Source organism: Pseudofrankia coriaricola (assembly GCF_032027725.1).
Classification (GTDB): Bacteria; Actinomycetota; Actinomycetes; order Frankiales; family Frankiaceae; genus Pseudofrankia.
On sequence record NZ_JASNFO010000148.1, the window covers coordinates 1 to 15903 of the forward strand.

Below are 15903 nucleotides of genomic sequence, written 5' to 3' on the forward strand. Positions count from 1 at the left end.
CCGAACTTGCGAGTGCTCGAAGATCGCTACGCGCACAGCCTGGCACTTTGGCCTGTGTTGTCCGAAGTGTAGTCAGTAGGTTGCTTGATCGGGATCTTGCTGGATGGGATCATCGACTCGTGGCGAGGCAAACGGGTGCTATGCACGTGGACCGGATTGTCAGTCGGCAGACGAACGCGGCCGGCGAGCCGCGGGAGTACGTGTCGCATCTGGTGCGGCGTACCTTCCGGGAAGACGGAAAGGTCAAGAACGAGACCATTGCGAACGTCTCGCACCTTCCGCCGGCGGCCATCGACGTGCTCAGGAAAGCGCTCGCGGGCCGGACGCTGGTCGATGTCGAGAAAGATGTCGAGATCGCTCGGTCTCTTCAGCACGGCAATGTCGCCGCGGTCATGACGGTCGCCCGGCAGCTCGGCCTGCCGGCACTGCTGGGGCCGGCTGGGCGACAGCGGGATATCGCCCTAGCGCTGATTGTCGCCCGGATTATCCAGCCCGGTTCGAAGCTCGCCACCAGATCCTGGTGGTCCGACAACACGCTCGGCGCGGACCTGGGGATAGACACGGCGTCGACCGACGAGATCTATGCCGCCATGGACTGGCTGCTACACCGGCAGGACGACATCGAAAGGCAACTCGTGGGCCGGCATCTCGTCGACGGCGGCCAGGTTCTTTTCGACCTGTCGTCGTCCTGGATGGAAGGGCACTGCTGCCCGCTGGCGTCCCATGGCTATTCCCGTGACGGCCGTCGCGGGCTCGAGCAGATCGAGTACGGAGTCCTCACGGACGCCGACGGCCGGCCTGTCGCGATACGCGTCTTCCCCGGTAACACCGGCGACCCGTCCGCGTTCATCGAAGCCGTGCACGCCGTCCAGAAAACGTTCCACCTGAAGAGTGTGATCATGGTCGGCGATCGAGGGATGATCACGTCGGCGCGTATCAGGGCGCTCCGCGAGTCCGACGACCTGGGATGGATCACCGCCCTGCGCGCGCCCCAGATCGCCCAGCTCGCGGCCGTGGACGGCCCGCTGCAGCCGACCCTGTTCGACGAGACCAACCTCGCCGAGATCCGCCACCCGAAATTTCCCGGAGAGCGGCTGATCGCCTGCCGGAACCCTTTCCTGGCAGCCGAGCGTGCCCGCAAGCGTGACGAACTGCTCGATGCCACCGAAAAGGCGCTCGCCCCAGTCGTCGCCGCCGTCACGGAAGGCCGGATCGTCGGCGCCGCGGACATCGGCATGAAGATCGGGAAGATTGTCCACAGGCGGAAGATGGCGAAGCACCTCGAGATCACGATCACGGACGCCGATGTCACCATCGCCCGGCGGGAGGAGAGCATCGCCGCCGAGGCGGCGCTCGACGGCATCTACGTCGTCCGCGCCGAGGAGAAACACGCGAGCGGAATGCGCGGAGACGAGATCGTCACCGCGTACAAGAACCTCTCCCAGGTCGAACGAGTCTTCCGTACGATCAAGACGACCGACCTTCAGGTGCGACCGATCTACCACTACCTGGAAAACCGGGTCCGCGCACATCTCTTGATCTGCTCCCTCGCTGCCTACATCACCTGGCACCTGAGGAAACGGCTCGCCCCCCTCACCTTCACGGACGAGGAGCCGCCAGGCCGCACCGACCCGGTCGCGCCCGCTCTCCGTTCCGAGGCCGCCAACCGGAAATCCACACGCAAGGAACAGCCCGACGGAACGCCTCTTTACAGCTTCCAGGGCCTCCTCGCGCACCTGGCCACCCTGACCCGCGACGAGATCCGCATCAGCGGCGGCGGCAGCCTTCAGCTACTCACGAACGCCACCGAAACCCAGAGAAAGGTCTTCCAGCTAATCGGCGCGCCTATCTCCAAGACCGTTGGTAGTCAGTAAGACGATCAATGGCTGCCGCGAACCCGCAAGTCACGAGCCCGCAGTGCGTCCTAGATCAAGTAAGTTCGGGTTAGGCGGTGGATCGTGCCTGAGCTGTCTTGTCGGCGGAGGCCGCGCCGAGGGCACCGTCTACGGCGGCCCGGGTGCCCTCCTCATTGTCGGGCCAGAGGTGACCATAGGTGTCCAGCGTCTCAACGGCGCTCTTGTGGCCGAGGCGGGCCTGGACGACCTTGACGCTCTCGCCGGCGTGGATCAAGAGGCTGGCATAGAAGTGCCGGAGCTCATGGAAGTCGACCTTTCCCGCGAGCCGGTCGGCCACCGCGTCGGTCGCGTCTGCGGCGGCGGTGTGCCCCGTCGTGCGCTCCTCGGCCGCCCGCGTGCGTAGTGCGCGTTCAGCAGCCTTGACGGTTGGCTTCCATACGGAGTCGATGAGCCGGTTACGGCGCATGATCGCGCCATCGGGGCCGGGGTAGAGCAGTCGGACGCTGGTTCGCTTCGCGGGCGCGCCGGCGGCGCGCTCGGTGTACTCGTCGATCTCGACGAGCGCGGGTGGAAACGTCGCGACGTGCCGGCTGAGCGCTTGCCCGACGACGTCCGGCAGAGGGATCGACCGTTCCGAGGCCTCACGCTTGACCGGGCGGAGGTAGGGCTTGCCCTTGTTCAGGGTCTGCGCCTGCCGGTCGACCCGGATTCGACGTCGGTGTCCGAGGAACTCCACACCTCCCATGCACACCCCGCTCACCCTCGCCGAAGTACGCCAGCTCCCCGCAGCGGTCGACCTCGTGACCGCCGGCCGCGCCTTCAACCTCGGCCGCACCCTCGCCTACACCCTGGCCGGCCAAGGCCGGTTTCCCGTGCCCGTCCACCGCCACGGCCGCACCTACCGCGTCCACACCACCGGCATCCTCAAGGCCCTCACCGAACCCGACCCACCCACCACCGCCGGGCCAGCCGACCAGTAACCCCGCCAGGACCGTCACCCGGAGCTCGGGATGCCGACGACCACCAGGCCCAGACCCGGCCGCCCCCTCGTCACGATCACCGCCCCGGCCGGCCGGTGGGACCTGCACCGGATGTACGACGACATGCGGGAGCAGCGGTTAGAGGGTGAGTTGGGCGAGGACGGGGGCGTGGTCGGAGTCGCGGGCCTTTCGGCGTGGGGTGGGGTCGGCGCCGACGGTGGGCAGGGGCCGGTCGACGAGGGTGGTGACCGTCCCGAGGTCTGCCAGGAGGGCGTGGCTGATCAGGATGTGGTCGATGAGTTCCTTGCGTCCTTCGTAGATCCGGGAGTACCGCCGGTCCGCGGGGATCGCGGTGGCGAGGTTCCACAGCCGTTGGGTGCCGCCCTTGTCGGGGCCGGTTGAAGCGTGTCACCTGGCGGTCTGCCTGCCACGCCGGGCCATCGGCGCCACCTGGCCGATGGACCGGCTCCTGGCCATCTGCGCCGGCACGACCGTCCGCGGCTCGCTCGCCGAGCCAACCTGCAGGCCGCGTGGGTGGCACCGCGCGAGAACCCGCCACCTTCCGCGCCCTCGGCCCGTGACGGTGAGATGCGGTCCCTGCCGCTGGAGAACAACGGGAACCCGTGGGGGGTATCGCCGCGCAGCCGGACCGAGTGGACCGAGGGCCTGCCGTTCGAGGTGCGCGCGCTATGTCATCTGTTGGCTACAATGAACAGCTGCCAGCCTGGTTGTCCACGTCGTAGGTGGGATCGATGGCACCGCATTTGGTGGTACCGCATTTGGTGGTACCGCGCCTGATAGCACGGCACCTGGTGGTACGGCCTTTGCGACACGGCCGGCGCCGGCCCGTCGGGCCGCGCGGTAGCGCGGTACCGTGACCGCGCCGACCGAAAAGGGGGAGCCAGGCCCTCCGGTTTCGGAGCTGGCCGGTTTCACGGACGTCACGCTGGTCGGCCGAGGGGCGCAGGGGAGCGTCTACCGCGCGACGAAGACGTCCATCGGGAAGGTCGTCGCCCTCAAGGCGTTTCCATTCGGACCGGGCGCGGTCCTGCACGAGCGGGCACTGCGCGCGGAGGTGGCGGCGCTCGTCGCGCTCTCCCACCATCCAGGCGTGGTCGGCGTCCACGACCTGCATCTGGACGGCGCGTGGGCCTGGCTGGAAATGGACTACTGCGCCGGCGGGTCGTCCCTTGTCTGGGCCGCCGACCTGGCCCGCGCCCATGACTGGGAGCCGCGCGCGGCGGTGGCCACGCTGTTGGAGCTGGGCGGGCAGGTCGCCCAGGCGCTCGCGTTCGCGCATCGGCTGGGCTGGGTGCACGGAGACGTGAAGCCGGGCAACATCCTGCTAGACCACCTCGGAACCGCGCGGGTGTGCGACTTCGGCCTGGCCCGGCTGGCCAGCGTCGGCCTCGTGCCGCGGCCCGGCTACCGAGCGCCGGGGACGCCTCGCTACCAGCCGCCGGAGGTGCTGCGCGAGGGCGCCGTTCCCACCGCCGCCGGCGACGTCTTCGCGCTGGCCGAGACTCTGCGCGACCTGCGGCGGCTCCTCGGCGGTGACGGCCTGGCTGCCCCGGAACGGGTCCTCGATCCGGACGTGACCGACACCGAGGCGCTCGGGACGAGCCCCACCGAGGTCCTCGCCGATCTTGAGGTGCTGCTGGCCCACATGAGCGCGACCGACCCGGCGCGACGCCCGCGCGCGAGCGAGGTCACCGACCGGCTCACCGCGCTCGGCGCGCGGCTCGCGTCGGGCGAGTCGGCACTGTCGGGGGCAGCCAGCCCGACGGATCCGCCGACACTGCCCGACCCACCGTCGCCGACGCTGCCCACCACGCGACCACGCCGTCGAGGGGCGGTACAGGCCGTCGTCGCCGCGGGCGCCGCTCTGGCCCTGCTGGGCGTCGCCGGGGGTGCCGCCTGGCTCCTCTGGCCGGACCCTACGGGGGGCCAGGGCGTGGCTGACGGCAGCAGCCTGGAACCCGGAACAGGCTCTCTGCCGGGGCCGACCGGCGAGGACGTCAAGGTCACGTCCTCGGCGGCCGGCTCCCCGGGGACGCCCTCGAGCGGCGCGCCGACGTCGGCGGAGCCCACCACCGGCGGATCCAGCCCACCGGCCGGTGGCGAAGGCGCGACTGTCGCCCCGCCGCCGGTCCCCCCATCCTCGTCCGCCGGCGCGGTGACCTACGCCTGGCCAGCCGGTCTCATCACGCCACAGCTCATCGATGGCAACTGTGTGTTTACGGTCTTCTACGGAAACCTGAGCAGCGTCGCTTTCGCCAAGGTCCGCTTCTACAGCGGCGACTGTGGGGGAACAACCCTCGCCGTCCTCGGGCGCGGCGACGACGGCGTGACCAGGAGCTGGGGTGACACGTGGGCGTCGTCGGGTGAGGACGAGTGCGGGCGGTACCTCGAGACGCAGGCCGACAGCGGCGCCGTCAAGAGCACGGCGGTCGGCCAGACCGTACGGTTCCGTGAAACCGGCGTCACCTACACGTTCACGGCCGGCGAGGGGATGTCCCCGGCGGTCTATCGGACCTGCTGAAGCGGCCCGCTTCAGCTGAGCAGATGGAGGTCCTCGTCGAGGACCCATCCGTTCGCGTAGGCGAGCCTGCCAAGATGCGCGACGTAGTTCGCGGCCGGCCCGCTGGCCGGCGAGTCCGCGGGCTGCTCGTCATCCGGGATCGCCAGGCTGGTGCTCTGCAGCCCGTCGACACCCAGTGAGCTGAGCTTGGTCCGCAGCCGCGCCAGCCGGTTCTCCGCGGCCTTGCGGCTCAGGCCGAGCCGGTCGGCGACCTCACGGGTGCTGACCGGCTCGCCCACGCCCCCGCTGCGTACCAGGCCCTCGCACAGCGCGGCCAGCAGGCGGAGGTCGTCCTCGGCGAGTTCGCTCCGCAACTGTTCGGTGGGCTCGGCGGGGAGGGGGGCTGCCTCGGCCGCCCCGCGTCCGTCCGTCGGGCGGCGCTGCCGTACCCGCAGCCGGAGGCCGCCAGCCCGCCCCATCAGTTCGAGCTCGCAGACCGCGGTCAACAGGGGCTGGGTGAACGCTGCTTGGCCCGTGGGGCGTTTCGGCACGACCCGCGGCGCTGTTCCTGGCTCGAGGATCACGAGGCCGTGCGAGGTCGAGTCGTGGCGCACCCACACCCAGCCCGACTGCATGAACAGCAGCCCGGCGTGGGCGGAGACCCGGGGGTCGGGAATGTGAATGTGCCGGTCCGGGGCGCGTCCGTAGGCCAGGAGCCGACCCTCGCGCAGCGCCCACGACCGGTTTCCGAAGCTCACCTGCGCGTTGGTCGGATGGTGCATGGCCCAGCCTCCCGGTATTGCCTGGCGCTTTGATGGCGGTCTGGAGACATCCCGCCTCGCGGTATCCCGTGCCGACCCGCGCGACAGCCGGCGCATCGCCGCACGGTCGACCGTTCCGCGCCGCCGGACAGTATCTGTCGACGGACCGAGCCGGTCTGGCCGTGGACGAGGACCACGACGCCGGCCTGGGAATGCGCCGGCTCGGGGAATTGTCGGGTCCGGTCTGCCCTGACGGGCGGGGAGGGGTCCTCACCGTGTCGAGCCCACCGGCCGTTCACTGCTCCCGGGCCGGTTTCCCGGCCGCGAGTGACCAGGCCGCTGACAGGGGCGACGAGCCCGCACCGGCCGCGATGCCGAACCCATGGAGTACCGGATCCATGCGGCTTTCGGGCGCGGCGCGTGGCCGCCCTGCCTATGTGGCCGAACTGTGAAGGGAGACGTAGATGTCAACCATGGACCTGGCGGTACCCCAGCCGCGCACCCGCCCGGCGGTGAGCCGTCCCTGGCGGCGCACGATCGGCCTGCTCCTAGCGACGCTCACCCTGGTTTCCGGGCTCGCGATCGCCGCCGCCGACTCCGCCGCGGCCGCGGTCGTGCCGAACCTCGGCAAGAAGTGCGTGGGTGTCAAGGTGGAGCGCTGCCTGTGGATCAACTTCGACACGGCGGAGCGGCGGGTGCGGGCGTACGCCACGGTCACCGACACGACAGAGGTGACCGACTACAAGGTGCTGGTCAGGAACATCCGGGTGGTGACCCAGTCCGGGAACGCGTATGGCCCGGTCGCCGACACGGACGGCTGGTGGAGCCTCACCGACTCCGCCCACAGCGCCCTGGTGAACTGCTCGAGGATCGGAAGGCAGGTCTACGCCGAGGCCACGTTCGGCTGGAGTAGCGGAAACGGCACCGCGTACAGGACCGAACGTAGCGCGCTTGCTACGGTCTGCTGATGTAGCGATCCGGTGTCGGCGCCCGGCCGGGCCGGAGGGCGGCTCCGGCCCGGCCGGTGCGCGGCCCGGCCCGCGCCACCCCGACGACGCCGCGCCAGCGGACCGCGAGGCCCGCGGCTGCCCAAGGGAGGCCCGCGGCTGGCCAAAGGTCCGCCGCTGCCCCGACCAGCGGCGCCCCGTCCCACCTGAACGGCCCGGCGCGACCCCGTCGCCCGGGCCGTTCGCCCTTCCACCCGTGCCCGCCCGGGGGGACGGCTGCTCCCTGGGGCCTGTGAGCAGGTAATTCCCCAGGTGGCCTGTGATGTTGATGTTGAATGGTGGTCTCGGTGGCCGGGGGGATCGCGGTTTACCGTGCCAGAACTCGGTTTTCGGTGGTTGACCTGCGACTTCGCCGTCAGATACCCCCATGCATGATCGTTGCTCATGATGGTGCGGCTGACGTATCTGGCCATGGTTCAGGTGGTCCTGCTGGCTCGTCCTGCTGACTCGCAGCGACACGGCGAAGACGACGGTGTGCCTGCCGAAATGTCATCCGTCCTGCTCAGGGCCGTCGCGGCCGATCGCGGGCCCTCCCAGCGCCCGGTCCTTGCCCGGCGGGGCACGCCGCTGCGCGAGGATGCCGCGTCGTGCTGCTTCGCCTGACGGCGAGCTCGGCTGAAACCAGACGATGGGCCAAGATCTTGGCTTGCGCGACGTCCCCGGCGTTGACCTTCGGCTGCACACGACCGCTCTGTACAACTCGATCTACCGGTTTGATGGGCACATGCTGGTGAACGCCCGCGTGTACGGCGCGCCCGCCGCGCACTCGCCGGTCATTCACCTGCGCGAGACGTCGGTCGGCCTGTTCGAGCACTTGGCTTCGTAGCCGAGAACTCGCTGCCGGAGCCACGATCTGGTCGAGGATCGCCCTGGGCCCCTCGTCCAGGCCGCGTAGCACCAGGGCGGCGTTGAACTCGGACCGCACGAGTTGGAGCACCTCGGTAGCTCGCCGTCGGTGTCGGCCATGCGGATCAGGCCGGCGGCGCTCTCCGCTTCGTCCGGGCGGGCCAGCCGGATCCGGCGACCCGCAGGCCCCGCCCAGTCCTGCTGCAACTGGGCGGACTTCACCAGCACGGGACGAGGCCGCTTGTTCGGCTTCTTCGCGCTCACAGCTTCAGATGAAACGACCGTACCTGAAGGCAAGTTCAGCTCCTGCCGAACGTCCGCACCGCGAGTGCTACTTGCGGGCGACGCCGCAGTGGCTGTCGACGGGGGTGGGGTTGGTGCCGGGATCGGGTCGCCACAGTGAGGTGGAGACGACGCCGGGTTCGACGAGTTCCAGGCCGTCGAGGAACCGGGCCAGCTGCTCGGGGGTGCGTGCGTAGTACGGGTCACCGGCCTCGTTGCGGCGGCGGCCCGCCTCACGCGCGGCCTCGGCGGTGTCGTCGGTGGGGATCGTGCGAGCCAGGGTCGGGTCAGCCGGCTCGGTGTCCGGTAGGCCGTGCGCGCGGGTCGCATGCCTGGGCTACCTGAGGGCGCCGACCGGCTGGCGGCTCACGCCCAGCGATGGCCGATACCTGCCGTTGCCGGATCGGGGCAATCCGTTGTGAACGGTTCCTTGTGGGTCGCCTAGGGTGATGACGAAGGACCTGCCGAGGGAGACAGCCATGACAACGAACGCTGTGCCCGGCCCCGAGGGCAGCCCGCCGGCTTTGATCGATGCCTCCGCTCCGCACTCGGCGCGGGTGTGGAACTACTGGCTGGGCGGGAAGGACCACTACCCGGTCGACCGGGAGGTCGGGGAACAGATCCGCGAGATCTATCCCGAGATCATCGACATTGCCCGAGAGTCGAGGGCCTTCCTCGGTCGGGTGGTGCGGTTCCTGGTCGGCGAGGCGGGTATCCGCCAGTTCCTCGATATCGGCACCGGTCTGCCGACCGCCGACAACACGCACGAGGTCGCTCAGCGTATCGCGCCGGATGCGCGGATCGTCTACGTCGACTCTGATCCGCTGGTCCTTGCCCACGCCCGGGCCCTGCTGACCAGCACGCCCGAAGGGGCGACCGCCTACGTGGACGCCGACGTCCGCGACCCCGAGGCGATCCTCACCGCGGCGGCCCGCACGTTGGACGTCACCAGGCCGGTCGCGCTGATGATGCTCGGTGTTCTGGGCAACATCGCCGACACCGGCGAGGCCCGTAGCATCGTCAAGCGGCTGATCGACGCCCTGCCGGCGGCTAGCTACCTGGTCGTCAACGACGGCACGACCCGCACCGACGAGGCCGCTGCGGCGGCGGAGGAGGCGACCCGCCGCCGCCAGGAAGCCGGCGACCCGTACTACCCGCGCACCCCTGAGCAGATCACCCGGTTCTTCGACGGCCTGGAGCTCATCGAACCGCGCGTGGTGTCGACCCCGCTGTGGCGGCCGGAGCCCGGCACACACCCCGCCCCCGTCAGTTGCTACTGCGGAGTCGCCCGCAAGTAGCGCACGTTCCAGCGGCCTGGGTGTGTCGGGATGGAGTAGCGACATCGTCGCGGCCATCGGGGTCGCTCGCTCCATGGTGTGGGGGTTGGTAACGGGGGATGTCGCGAGCCAGCAGACCGGGGATGACCCGGAGGTCCCTTAGCGGGTTGGGCCCAACCTCGACCTTCTGGACGCCTGCATCGCCCCCTGGCTCAGCGGACAGACCGTGGCCTGATCGGCCTCCGTGTCCGCGGATCCGGACGTGAGCGGGGTTCCTGTACGGACAGAAAGCCTGTTCGGCCCTGCGGACGCGGGACGGTCGTCCAGGGATGGGGCCTTCGGGCGCGGTCCCCACCACCACTCTCATGTTTACGCTCCGCAGCGCTTCTCTACGAGAAGTACTCACTCGGTGCGGTGATGTCCCTGTGTGGCTGTCTGCCCGCGTTCTCGCCGTCGGCCCGGTAGGTGTGCGCGACCCGGCTGGGCCTTTGGTGGTCGGAGCCGGCTATGCTGTGATCATCCAAATTTTCCAGTGGTGCTGGTGGTGACAGAGGAGCGATAGCGCTCGATCACCCTGATCTCCTGCCAGACGAGCGGGATCGAGGAAACCAGGTGGCTGTTCCGATGGGCAGTGGGCCGACCGTGCGTCGTATTCTGCTCGGTTCCCAGCTACGGCGCCTCCGGGAAGGCGTGGGGATTAGCCGCGAGGACGCTGGCTATCACATCCGCGCTTCCGAGTCGAAGATCAGCCGCCTTGAGCTGGGTCGGGTCGGCTTCAAGTATCGGGACGTCGAGGATCTCCTCACGCTTTATGGGTTGACCGAAACGGCTGAACGGGAGCAGGTGCTGGCGCTGGCCCGCGAGGCCAACCAGCGGGGCTGGTGGCAGCCCTACTCGGATGTCATTCCTCACTGGTTCCAGTCGTACATCGACTTGGAGGAGTCGGCCTCGCTGATCCGGGGCTACGAACTCCAGTTCATTCCGGGGCTGCTACAGACCGAGGGCTACGCCCGTGCGGTCGTGTCGGGCAGGCCGGGAGTGCGCAAAGACGTCATCGACGCGCGTGTCGATGTCCGGATGAACCGACAAAAGCTGCTCGCCCGGCCGGACGCCCCGCGGCTGTGGATGGTGATCGACGAGGCCGTGCTGCGACGGCCGATTGGCGGGCGAAGGATCGCGCAGGCGCAAATCAACCACCTCGCCGAACTGATAGACCAGCCGCGGCTCACTGTGCAGGTACTGCCGTTCAACGTCGGCAGCCACGCGGCCGACGGCGGGGCGTTCAGCATCCTGCGTTTCCCTGCCCCCGACCTGGCCGACATCGTGTACCTCGAACGGCTGACCGGCGCAGTTTACCTGGACAAACACGAGGAGGTGCATGAGTACATGTTGGTCATGGACCAGCTGGCCGTCAGCAGCAGTACTCCAGACAAGACGGCCGAGGTGTTGCGCACGATCGCTGCCACCTTGTAGACCCATACCTGTCGGCCCGAGCGGCACGTGCCGCCGACCACCCTGTCCCGCGGCGCTGTGCCCGGATAGGACTGGCCTGGCCGGAGGTGGTGGCCAGGATGGGCCGGCGCCAGCGGTACGGATGCGTCGAGGCCGAGGCCAGGCGGGACCGCACGCGGCAGGTGGCGACCAATGTCGTTGGGGGACCGCGTCAGGAATGCCTGCGAGCTGTCGGCGTGAGGACGGCCGTGTTGCGTTCCTGGCGCGCGTCAGCGTTTGCGCCCGATGCCGCAGTATTCGTCCACCTTGGCGGGCGGGCGGGCGGGGTTGGGGTCGGGCCGCCACAGCGGACTTGAGACCACGCCGGGTTCGACGAGCTCGAGTCCGTCGAGGAATCCGGCGATCTGCTCGGGGGTGCGGAGCTGGTAGCCATATCCGATGTCGTTGCTGAGGGCCTGCGTGGTTCTTGCTTCCTCGCTCATAACGATGTGGGTACCGTCCTGTACGGCGATGTAGCTGCCAGAGGGCAACGCGTCCCGCAGGCTGGCCACAATGCGGTATGCCTCGTCGAGGTCAGCGACGTTCCCCATGACTCCCAGTAGCATGACCGCGATCGGCTTGCTGAAGTCCAGGACGTTGGCGGCGCCCGTGAGAATCTTGTCGGGGTCGTGTACGTCGGCTTCGATATAGGCGGTGGCGCCCTCGGCGGCACTGGCCAGTAGCGCGCGGGCGTGCACCAGCACGAGAGGATCATTGTCGACGTAGACGATGCGGGACTCCGGGGCGGTCCGCTGGGCGACCTCGTGCGTGTTGTCAGCGGTTGGCAGCCCGGTACCGATGTCCAGAAACTGGCGGATGCCCGCCTCGCCGGCCAGATACCGGACAGCGCGGCCGAGGAAGGCTCGGGCCGCGCGGGCCACCTCAATGATCTCCGGGTAGGACTCGTAGACCTGCTCAGCGAACTCGCGGTCGGCGGGGTAGTAATCCTTGCCGCCAAGAAAATAGTTCCAGACCCGCGCCGAGTGCGGCTTGGTGATGTCCAGCGTGGGTGGCGGGCCGTCGTTCACCGGGTCGCTCCTCGCAGGCAGTGGCCAGCGTTGTCATAGTGGCTTGTCCTAGCCATCACATTGCAAGATCATATGTTTTCGGCGGGGTGCGGGGGAGCGGCGAGCCCTTCGGACAGCTCGCATGACGCGACGTCGACGCTGTGTGTCCACCGTCGTGTGCACCCGTGTGCACCGGAACCGGAAGGCGCGACCGACTGTGGTCGCGCCCCGGCCTTCTTACCCGGTCCTGTGTCAGCTCAGGGAGACCGACGTGTCGAGGAACTCGTTGGTCATCAGGTCCGATGGCGCCAGCCCCGGTTTCGGCTTGGTGCCCTGGGCCTCGAAGACCGGTACCAGCTGCCCGATCAGCTTCTGCACCCGGGCGGTGTCGAAGCTGCCGAGTACCCCGTCTGTTCCGTTGGCGATCAGTCCGAGGCTCTTCTGCTTGGCGCTGCCGTCCGCGAGCAGGCCCTCAGACAACGCGAACCCGCTCGTGTTCAGCGTCTCGACCGTGCGCAGCAGGACCTGGTTGGTGGGGCCGGGGTCGGTGACGTAGTCACGCTGTGCCTGCTGGAACAGGGGTACGAGCTTGCCAAGGCAGTCACGGTTGGCCGCCAGCTTGTCCGCTCGGACAGTGAGCATGGGCAGGTACACCGGGTACTCGTCGCCGAGGAGGAGGTACTCGACCGGCTTGCCCCACGCCTTCACGTCATGTTCGAGCCGGTAGGGCTCGTTGGTGATGAATGCCTGCTGCACGATCTTCCCGTCCGCGGCGACGAAACGAGCAGGGTCGCCCTGGTAGGAGGTGTCGATCCGAGAGGAGCTCAGCTGCCCCTGCCGCTTAAAGACGTCCAGGTAGGCGGCCCCCGCGCTGCCCAGCACGGTGACGTCCGCCCGGCCGATGTCGGCGACGCTGGTGAACTTCCACGCCGGGTCACCCCAGATGAACGCCAGCGGGGACTTCTCGTAGGAGGCGAAGACCGCGACCGTCGGCTGGTTGCCGGATTGTTGTACCGCCTCGTCCAGGCCCAGCACGCCGGCCAGAATGTCGTCGTCCTGGGCCATTTGCGAGGAGACTGGCTGGAAGCCCACGGCCGGGCCGCCGGCCCGGATCTCCAGCTCGACACCCGTGCCACCGAGCTGGCCGACGACCCGGTTCCTGCCCGTGTCGATGGTCGGGTCCGCCCCAAGGAGCTGGTACAGGTACCCGTCGTCGACCTCGGGCCACCAACCCGCCTGGACGACGACTCGGTCCGGGCAGACACCCTTCAGTGGCGTCGTGTACCGGGACGCGACCCCCCCAGCGGCGCCGGTCGGGGGCGCGTCCCCCGACCCGCCCCCGGAATCGGAGCATGCACCCAGACCCAAGGCCAGCACGACGGCGCACGCACCGGCGACCAGTCTGGGACGTCGAGGATGAAACGGCTGCATGAGCTCTCCTCCAGGGGCAAGTTGAGGGGTCCAGCGGCCGGCCGCGGGTGTCCCGTGACAGGCCCCGCGACTGACAGCTGCGGTGGCGAGGCAGTCAGGACACGGTCGAGCGCGTGCGGCGGCGCGACAACCGCGGTGGGCACAGGCCCCGGCCGTGGCGATCGGTGGGCCACACCGGCGACACAGACGCCGACGACCCGGCCGGCACGACACACCCAGGCAACGGCAGGGGGCGTTACGAGCCTTGTCGCCACGAATACCCTTCCCGTCTGCCCCGCCGGGGGGTGGCCCGCTGTCAGGCCAGAATGCCTCGTCCGCCACAGGATTCCATATCCGCAATGCCAGTTTCGAGGCGAGGTGCCAGATTCGCGCCGAATGGTGCGCTGGACCCTTTGTCAAGGGCCATTGAGCACGTAACCGCCCGTAGGTCACAGGGTCGGTCACCCGCCTTTCCGAGGACCGTTTCGCCGGCAATCGCAACCAGGTGTCGAACATCGCATCGAGACAGTCCCGGTCTATGGGCATCGCAGGCTCCTGGGAGCGCGCGGCACGCGGGCGGGTCGGTGCCTGTGGGGTTCCAGAACTCGGCTACCTGCGTTGAGCTGGGCTTTTATGTTTGCTGAGTAGCGGCTCGTGGGCCGTGCTGGGGGTTTCCGGTGGTGGTTGGGTCGTGAGGGCATGTGCGGGATCGGGCCCTGGAACGGGACGGGCGTGACCCTCGGTTGATCATGGAGGTTCCTGCGCCGTCCTGATCGTCCGAGGTGCCGTGCCCGCCGCGCCGTTATCTTCGTCTGCCCCTGTTCTGGATCAGCTGGCCTCCGCAGTCGCCGGTGGTCGGTCGCCGTCGGTGTCTCCCGCGGGTCTGCTGGTGGTGTTCGAGCAGGTCACGGACCCGCGGAATTGCCGTGGGAGGCGGCATCGGCTGCCGGTCCTGTTCGTGCTGGCGACCTGCGTGGTGCTGGCGGGTGCTCGCCCCTTCACCGCGGTTGGTGAGTCGAGGTCGCCCTCACCGCCAAGGCCGTCCACCACAGCCGGCGTGACGTCGAGCGCCGGGACGGGACTCGCCGGCCTGGGGGCCACCAGGTCGCCGAGGTTCGGCCCGCCGTCGACGAGGACTCCATCCGGTTCCGCCCCCCGCACAGCGGGCCGCTGCGCGACGACCACGACGAACAGACCGTGAACTATTGGATGGTCTACGACACCGAAGAAGGCGTCGCCTACGGCATGACGCCCTACAGCCACAACCCCGACGGCACCTGCACCTTCGGTCTCGACGGCGACCCGCGGTACATCGTCACCATCCCGGTGACCCCCGCGCATACCGCTCCCGGGATGACCCTGCTCCGCGAGATCCTCGACGAGAACCTCCACCTACGCCGGCCCGACGCATCCAGCTGACCGGACCCGGCACGGCCAGCACCTGCCGGTCCGGCCGGGACAATCAGCCCCAGCACGGCATCCGACTGCGAAGGAGACACCGGCGGCGATGAACGACGACACCTGGGCGCTGGTCACCGACGTCGTCGCCCGCGTGCTGCCAGCTCTTTTTGGACTGCGTTGGCTTCGTCAGTGAGCCATTCCCAGCAACGACCTGTGACGTTCGGTGACTGTTACGGGGTGTGAGTATCCCTGGGGCTGTGACAACGAGGGCGCGGGGCTCCGATAGGAAGGTTGCTCCGACCAAAGATCAACCCCAGGGAACCCCGCGCCTCGATGAGTTTCACATACACCGCCGAGTTGCCCCTCGGCGATCACACCGTCTTCCGCCTGGCGGGTCTTCTCGTCGCGGAGCGTCAACGCCGTGGCACCCGCGACGGCACCCGCACGCTGTCCGCGCTGGAACAGGCCGTCATGGTCCTGCGCTGGTTCTGTGACGGCCTCAGGGCCAGACAGCTCTTCGGGGATCATGGAGTGTCCCGGTCGGTGGGCTACCGCTACCTGCACGAGGGCATCGCCGTGCTCGCCTGGCAGGCCCCTGACCTGCGCGAAGCGCTGATGCGGGCCAGGATCGCCGGCTACGACCACCTCGTCCTCGACGGCACGGTCATCGAGACCGACCGGCTGCGCATGCCCGGCCCGACCGAAGGCGTGGACCTGTGGTGGTCCGGCAAGGCCTCCAACCACGGCGGCAACATCCAGGTCCTCTCGGCCCCCGACGACGGCTGGCCGCTGTGGGTCTCGGACGTGCGGCCCGGCCGCGAGCACGACTCGACCGCCCTGAAAGCCTCCGGCGCACTGGCGATCCTCGAGGAATGGACCGCCGACCTGCACGAGGTGCTGTTCGACCTCGGCTACGAAGGGATAGGAAGCCCGGCCGGGCCGCTCGCGATCGCGTACAAGAAGCCCAAGGGCGCCACCCTCACCGACGAACAGAAGGCACACAACCGGATCCACAACGCGCTACGCGCCGTCGGCGAACGCGCGAACGCCCTGCTCAAGGTCAC

17 protein-coding genes are annotated in these 15903 nt (G+C 69.0%); 12 read left to right on the forward strand and 5 right to left on the reverse strand.

Translation table 11 applies throughout. The features are described 5' to 3' along the window. Positions 1 to 146: 146 nt before the first annotated feature. Complete coding sequence (locus QOZ89_RS45325) at positions 147 to 1874, forward strand: IS1634 family transposase (RefSeq protein ID WP_312623741.1); 1728 nt, start codon at positions 147 to 149, stop codon at positions 1872 to 1874. A gap of 70 nt (positions 1875 to 1944) precedes the next feature. On the opposite strand, the gene QOZ89_RS45330 is transcribed toward QOZ89_RS45325, so the two are convergent. Further along, a complete protein-coding gene (locus QOZ89_RS45330) occupies positions 1945 to 2601 on the reverse strand; it encodes a tyrosine-type recombinase/integrase (protein ID WP_312630241.1) in 657 nt (218 codons plus the stop codon). Here QOZ89_RS45330 and QOZ89_RS45335 point away from each other — a divergent pair. From QOZ89_RS45335 to QOZ89_RS45345, 3 genes are all read left to right on the forward strand, one after another. Next, positions 2600 to 2836 (forward strand): hypothetical protein, encoded by a 237-nt coding sequence (locus tag QOZ89_RS45335; protein ID WP_071048938.1) that lies wholly within the window; start codon positions 2600 to 2602, stop codon positions 2834 to 2836. The genes QOZ89_RS45330 and QOZ89_RS45335 overlap by 2 nt on opposite strands. Before the next feature lie 30 nt (positions 2837 to 2866). Continuing rightward, positions 2867 to 3238, forward strand: a complete 372-nt coding sequence (locus QOZ89_RS45340) for a hypothetical protein (RefSeq protein ID WP_312630242.1) — start codon at positions 2867 to 2869, stop codon at positions 3236 to 3238. 472 nt (positions 3239 to 3710) lie between these two features. Then, entirely contained in the window at positions 3711 to 5378 is a 1668-nt protein-coding gene (locus tag QOZ89_RS45345) for a serine/threonine-protein kinase (protein WP_071048749.1), read from the forward strand. 11 nt (positions 5379 to 5389) lie between these two features. Here QOZ89_RS45345 and QOZ89_RS45350 read toward each other — a convergent pair whose 3' ends face one another. Beyond that, complete coding sequence (locus QOZ89_RS45350; RefSeq protein ID WP_071048748.1) at positions 5390 to 6139, reverse strand: FHA domain-containing protein; 750 nt, start codon at positions 6137 to 6139, stop codon at positions 5390 to 5392. 443 nt (positions 6140 to 6582) lie between these two features. Here QOZ89_RS45350 and QOZ89_RS45355 point away from each other — a divergent pair, with 443 nt between their 5' ends. The 3 genes from QOZ89_RS45355 to QOZ89_RS45365 all read left to right on the forward strand — a co-directional run bounded on the left by QOZ89_RS45355 (position 6583) and on the right by QOZ89_RS45365 (position 7951). After that, the gene (locus QOZ89_RS45355; protein ID WP_131803983.1) at positions 6583 to 7086 is read left to right on the forward strand and encodes a hypothetical protein; all 504 of its coding nucleotides are present in this window, start codon (positions 6583 to 6585) and stop codon (positions 7084 to 7086) included. A 423-nt stretch (positions 7087 to 7509) separates the two neighbouring features. Further along, positions 7510 to 7728, forward strand: a complete 219-nt coding sequence (locus QOZ89_RS45360) for a hypothetical protein (protein WP_071048745.1) — start codon at positions 7510 to 7512, stop codon at positions 7726 to 7728. Positions 7729 to 7771: 43 nt separating this feature from the next. Then, positions 7772 to 7951: a hypothetical protein gene (locus QOZ89_RS45365; RefSeq protein ID WP_071048744.1), complete on the forward strand. Its 180-nt coding sequence runs from the start codon at positions 7772 to 7774 to the stop codon at positions 7949 to 7951. Positions 7952 to 8302: 351 nt separating this feature from the next. On the opposite strand, the gene QOZ89_RS45370 is transcribed toward QOZ89_RS45365, so the two are convergent. Continuing rightward, positions 8303 to 8533: an SAM-dependent methyltransferase gene (locus QOZ89_RS45370; protein ID WP_083418590.1), complete on the reverse strand. Its 231-nt coding sequence runs from the start codon at positions 8531 to 8533 to the stop codon at positions 8303 to 8305. Positions 8534 to 8732: 199 nt separating this feature from the next. On the opposite strand from QOZ89_RS45370, the gene QOZ89_RS45375 reads away from it, so the two are divergent. Together QOZ89_RS45375 and QOZ89_RS45380 are read left to right on the forward strand one after the other, a co-directional pair. Continuing rightward, positions 8733 to 9551, forward strand: coding sequence for an SAM-dependent methyltransferase (locus tag QOZ89_RS45375; RefSeq protein WP_071048743.1), 819 nt, complete (start codon positions 8733 to 8735; stop codon positions 9549 to 9551). 591 nt (positions 9552 to 10142) lie between these two features. After that, positions 10143 to 11003, forward strand: a complete 861-nt coding sequence (locus tag QOZ89_RS45380; RefSeq protein WP_312630243.1) for a Sco1979 family transcriptional regulator — start codon at positions 10143 to 10145, stop codon at positions 11001 to 11003. 248 nt (positions 11004 to 11251) lie between these two features. Here the strand turns inward: QOZ89_RS45380 and QOZ89_RS45385 are convergent, their stop codons facing one another. Both QOZ89_RS45385 and QOZ89_RS45390 read right to left on the reverse strand, forming a co-directional pair. Next, positions 11252 to 12049 carry an SAM-dependent methyltransferase gene (locus QOZ89_RS45385; RefSeq protein ID WP_071048741.1) on the reverse strand — a complete coding sequence of 266 codons (798 nt, stop codon included), beginning with the start codon at positions 12047 to 12049 and terminating at the stop codon, positions 11252 to 11254. Between the two features lie 231 nt (positions 12050 to 12280). Next, complete coding sequence (locus QOZ89_RS45390) at positions 12281 to 13459, reverse strand: substrate-binding domain-containing protein (protein WP_071048740.1); 1179 nt, start codon at positions 13457 to 13459, stop codon at positions 12281 to 12283. 871 nt (positions 13460 to 14330) lie between these two features. Here QOZ89_RS45390 and QOZ89_RS45395 point away from each other — a divergent pair. The 3 genes from QOZ89_RS45395 to QOZ89_RS45405 all read left to right on the forward strand — a co-directional run. Next, positions 14331 to 14639, forward strand: coding sequence for a transposase family protein (locus tag QOZ89_RS45395; RefSeq protein ID WP_274536525.1), 309 nt, complete (start codon positions 14331 to 14333; stop codon positions 14637 to 14639). Beyond that, complete coding sequence (locus QOZ89_RS45400; RefSeq protein WP_083418589.1) at positions 14636 to 14857, forward strand: hypothetical protein; 222 nt, start codon at positions 14636 to 14638, stop codon at positions 14855 to 14857. The genes QOZ89_RS45395 and QOZ89_RS45400 overlap by 4 nt, the downstream gene beginning before the upstream one ends. A gap of 315 nt (positions 14858 to 15172) precedes the next feature. Then, on the forward strand, positions 15173 to 15903 hold a 731-nt coding region (locus QOZ89_RS45405), incomplete at its 3' end, for a transposase family protein (RefSeq protein ID WP_312629992.1).

What these genes read in the sequence shown, in the direction of transcription:
- QOZ89_RS45335 (WP_071048938.1), top strand. Translation starts at nt 2,600, where the DNA reads ATGCACACCCCGCTCACCCTCGCCGAAGTACGCCAGCTCCCCGCAGCG.
- QOZ89_RS45330 (WP_312630241.1), bottom strand. Translation starts at nt 2,601, where the DNA reads ATGGGAGGTGTGGAGTTCCTCGGACACCGACGTCGAATCCGGGTCGAC.
- QOZ89_RS45340 (WP_312630242.1), top strand. Translation starts at nt 2,867, where the DNA reads ATGCCGACGACCACCAGGCCCAGACCCGGCCGCCCCCTCGTCACGATC.
- QOZ89_RS45350 (WP_071048748.1), bottom strand. Translation starts at nt 6,139, where the DNA reads ATGCACCATCCGACCAACGCGCAGGTGAGCTTCGGAAACCGGTCGTGG.
- QOZ89_RS45355 (WP_131803983.1), top strand. Translation starts at nt 6,583, where the DNA reads ATGTCAACCATGGACCTGGCGGTACCCCAGCCGCGCACCCGCCCGGCG.
- QOZ89_RS45360 (WP_071048745.1), top strand. Translation starts at nt 7,510, where the DNA reads ATGATGGTGCGGCTGACGTATCTGGCCATGGTTCAGGTGGTCCTGCTG.
- QOZ89_RS45375 (WP_071048743.1), top strand. Translation starts at nt 8,733, where the DNA reads ATGACAACGAACGCTGTGCCCGGCCCCGAGGGCAGCCCGCCGGCTTTG.
- QOZ89_RS45390 (WP_071048740.1), bottom strand. Translation starts at nt 13,459, where the DNA reads ATGCAGCCGTTTCATCCTCGACGTCCCAGACTGGTCGCCGGTGCGTGC.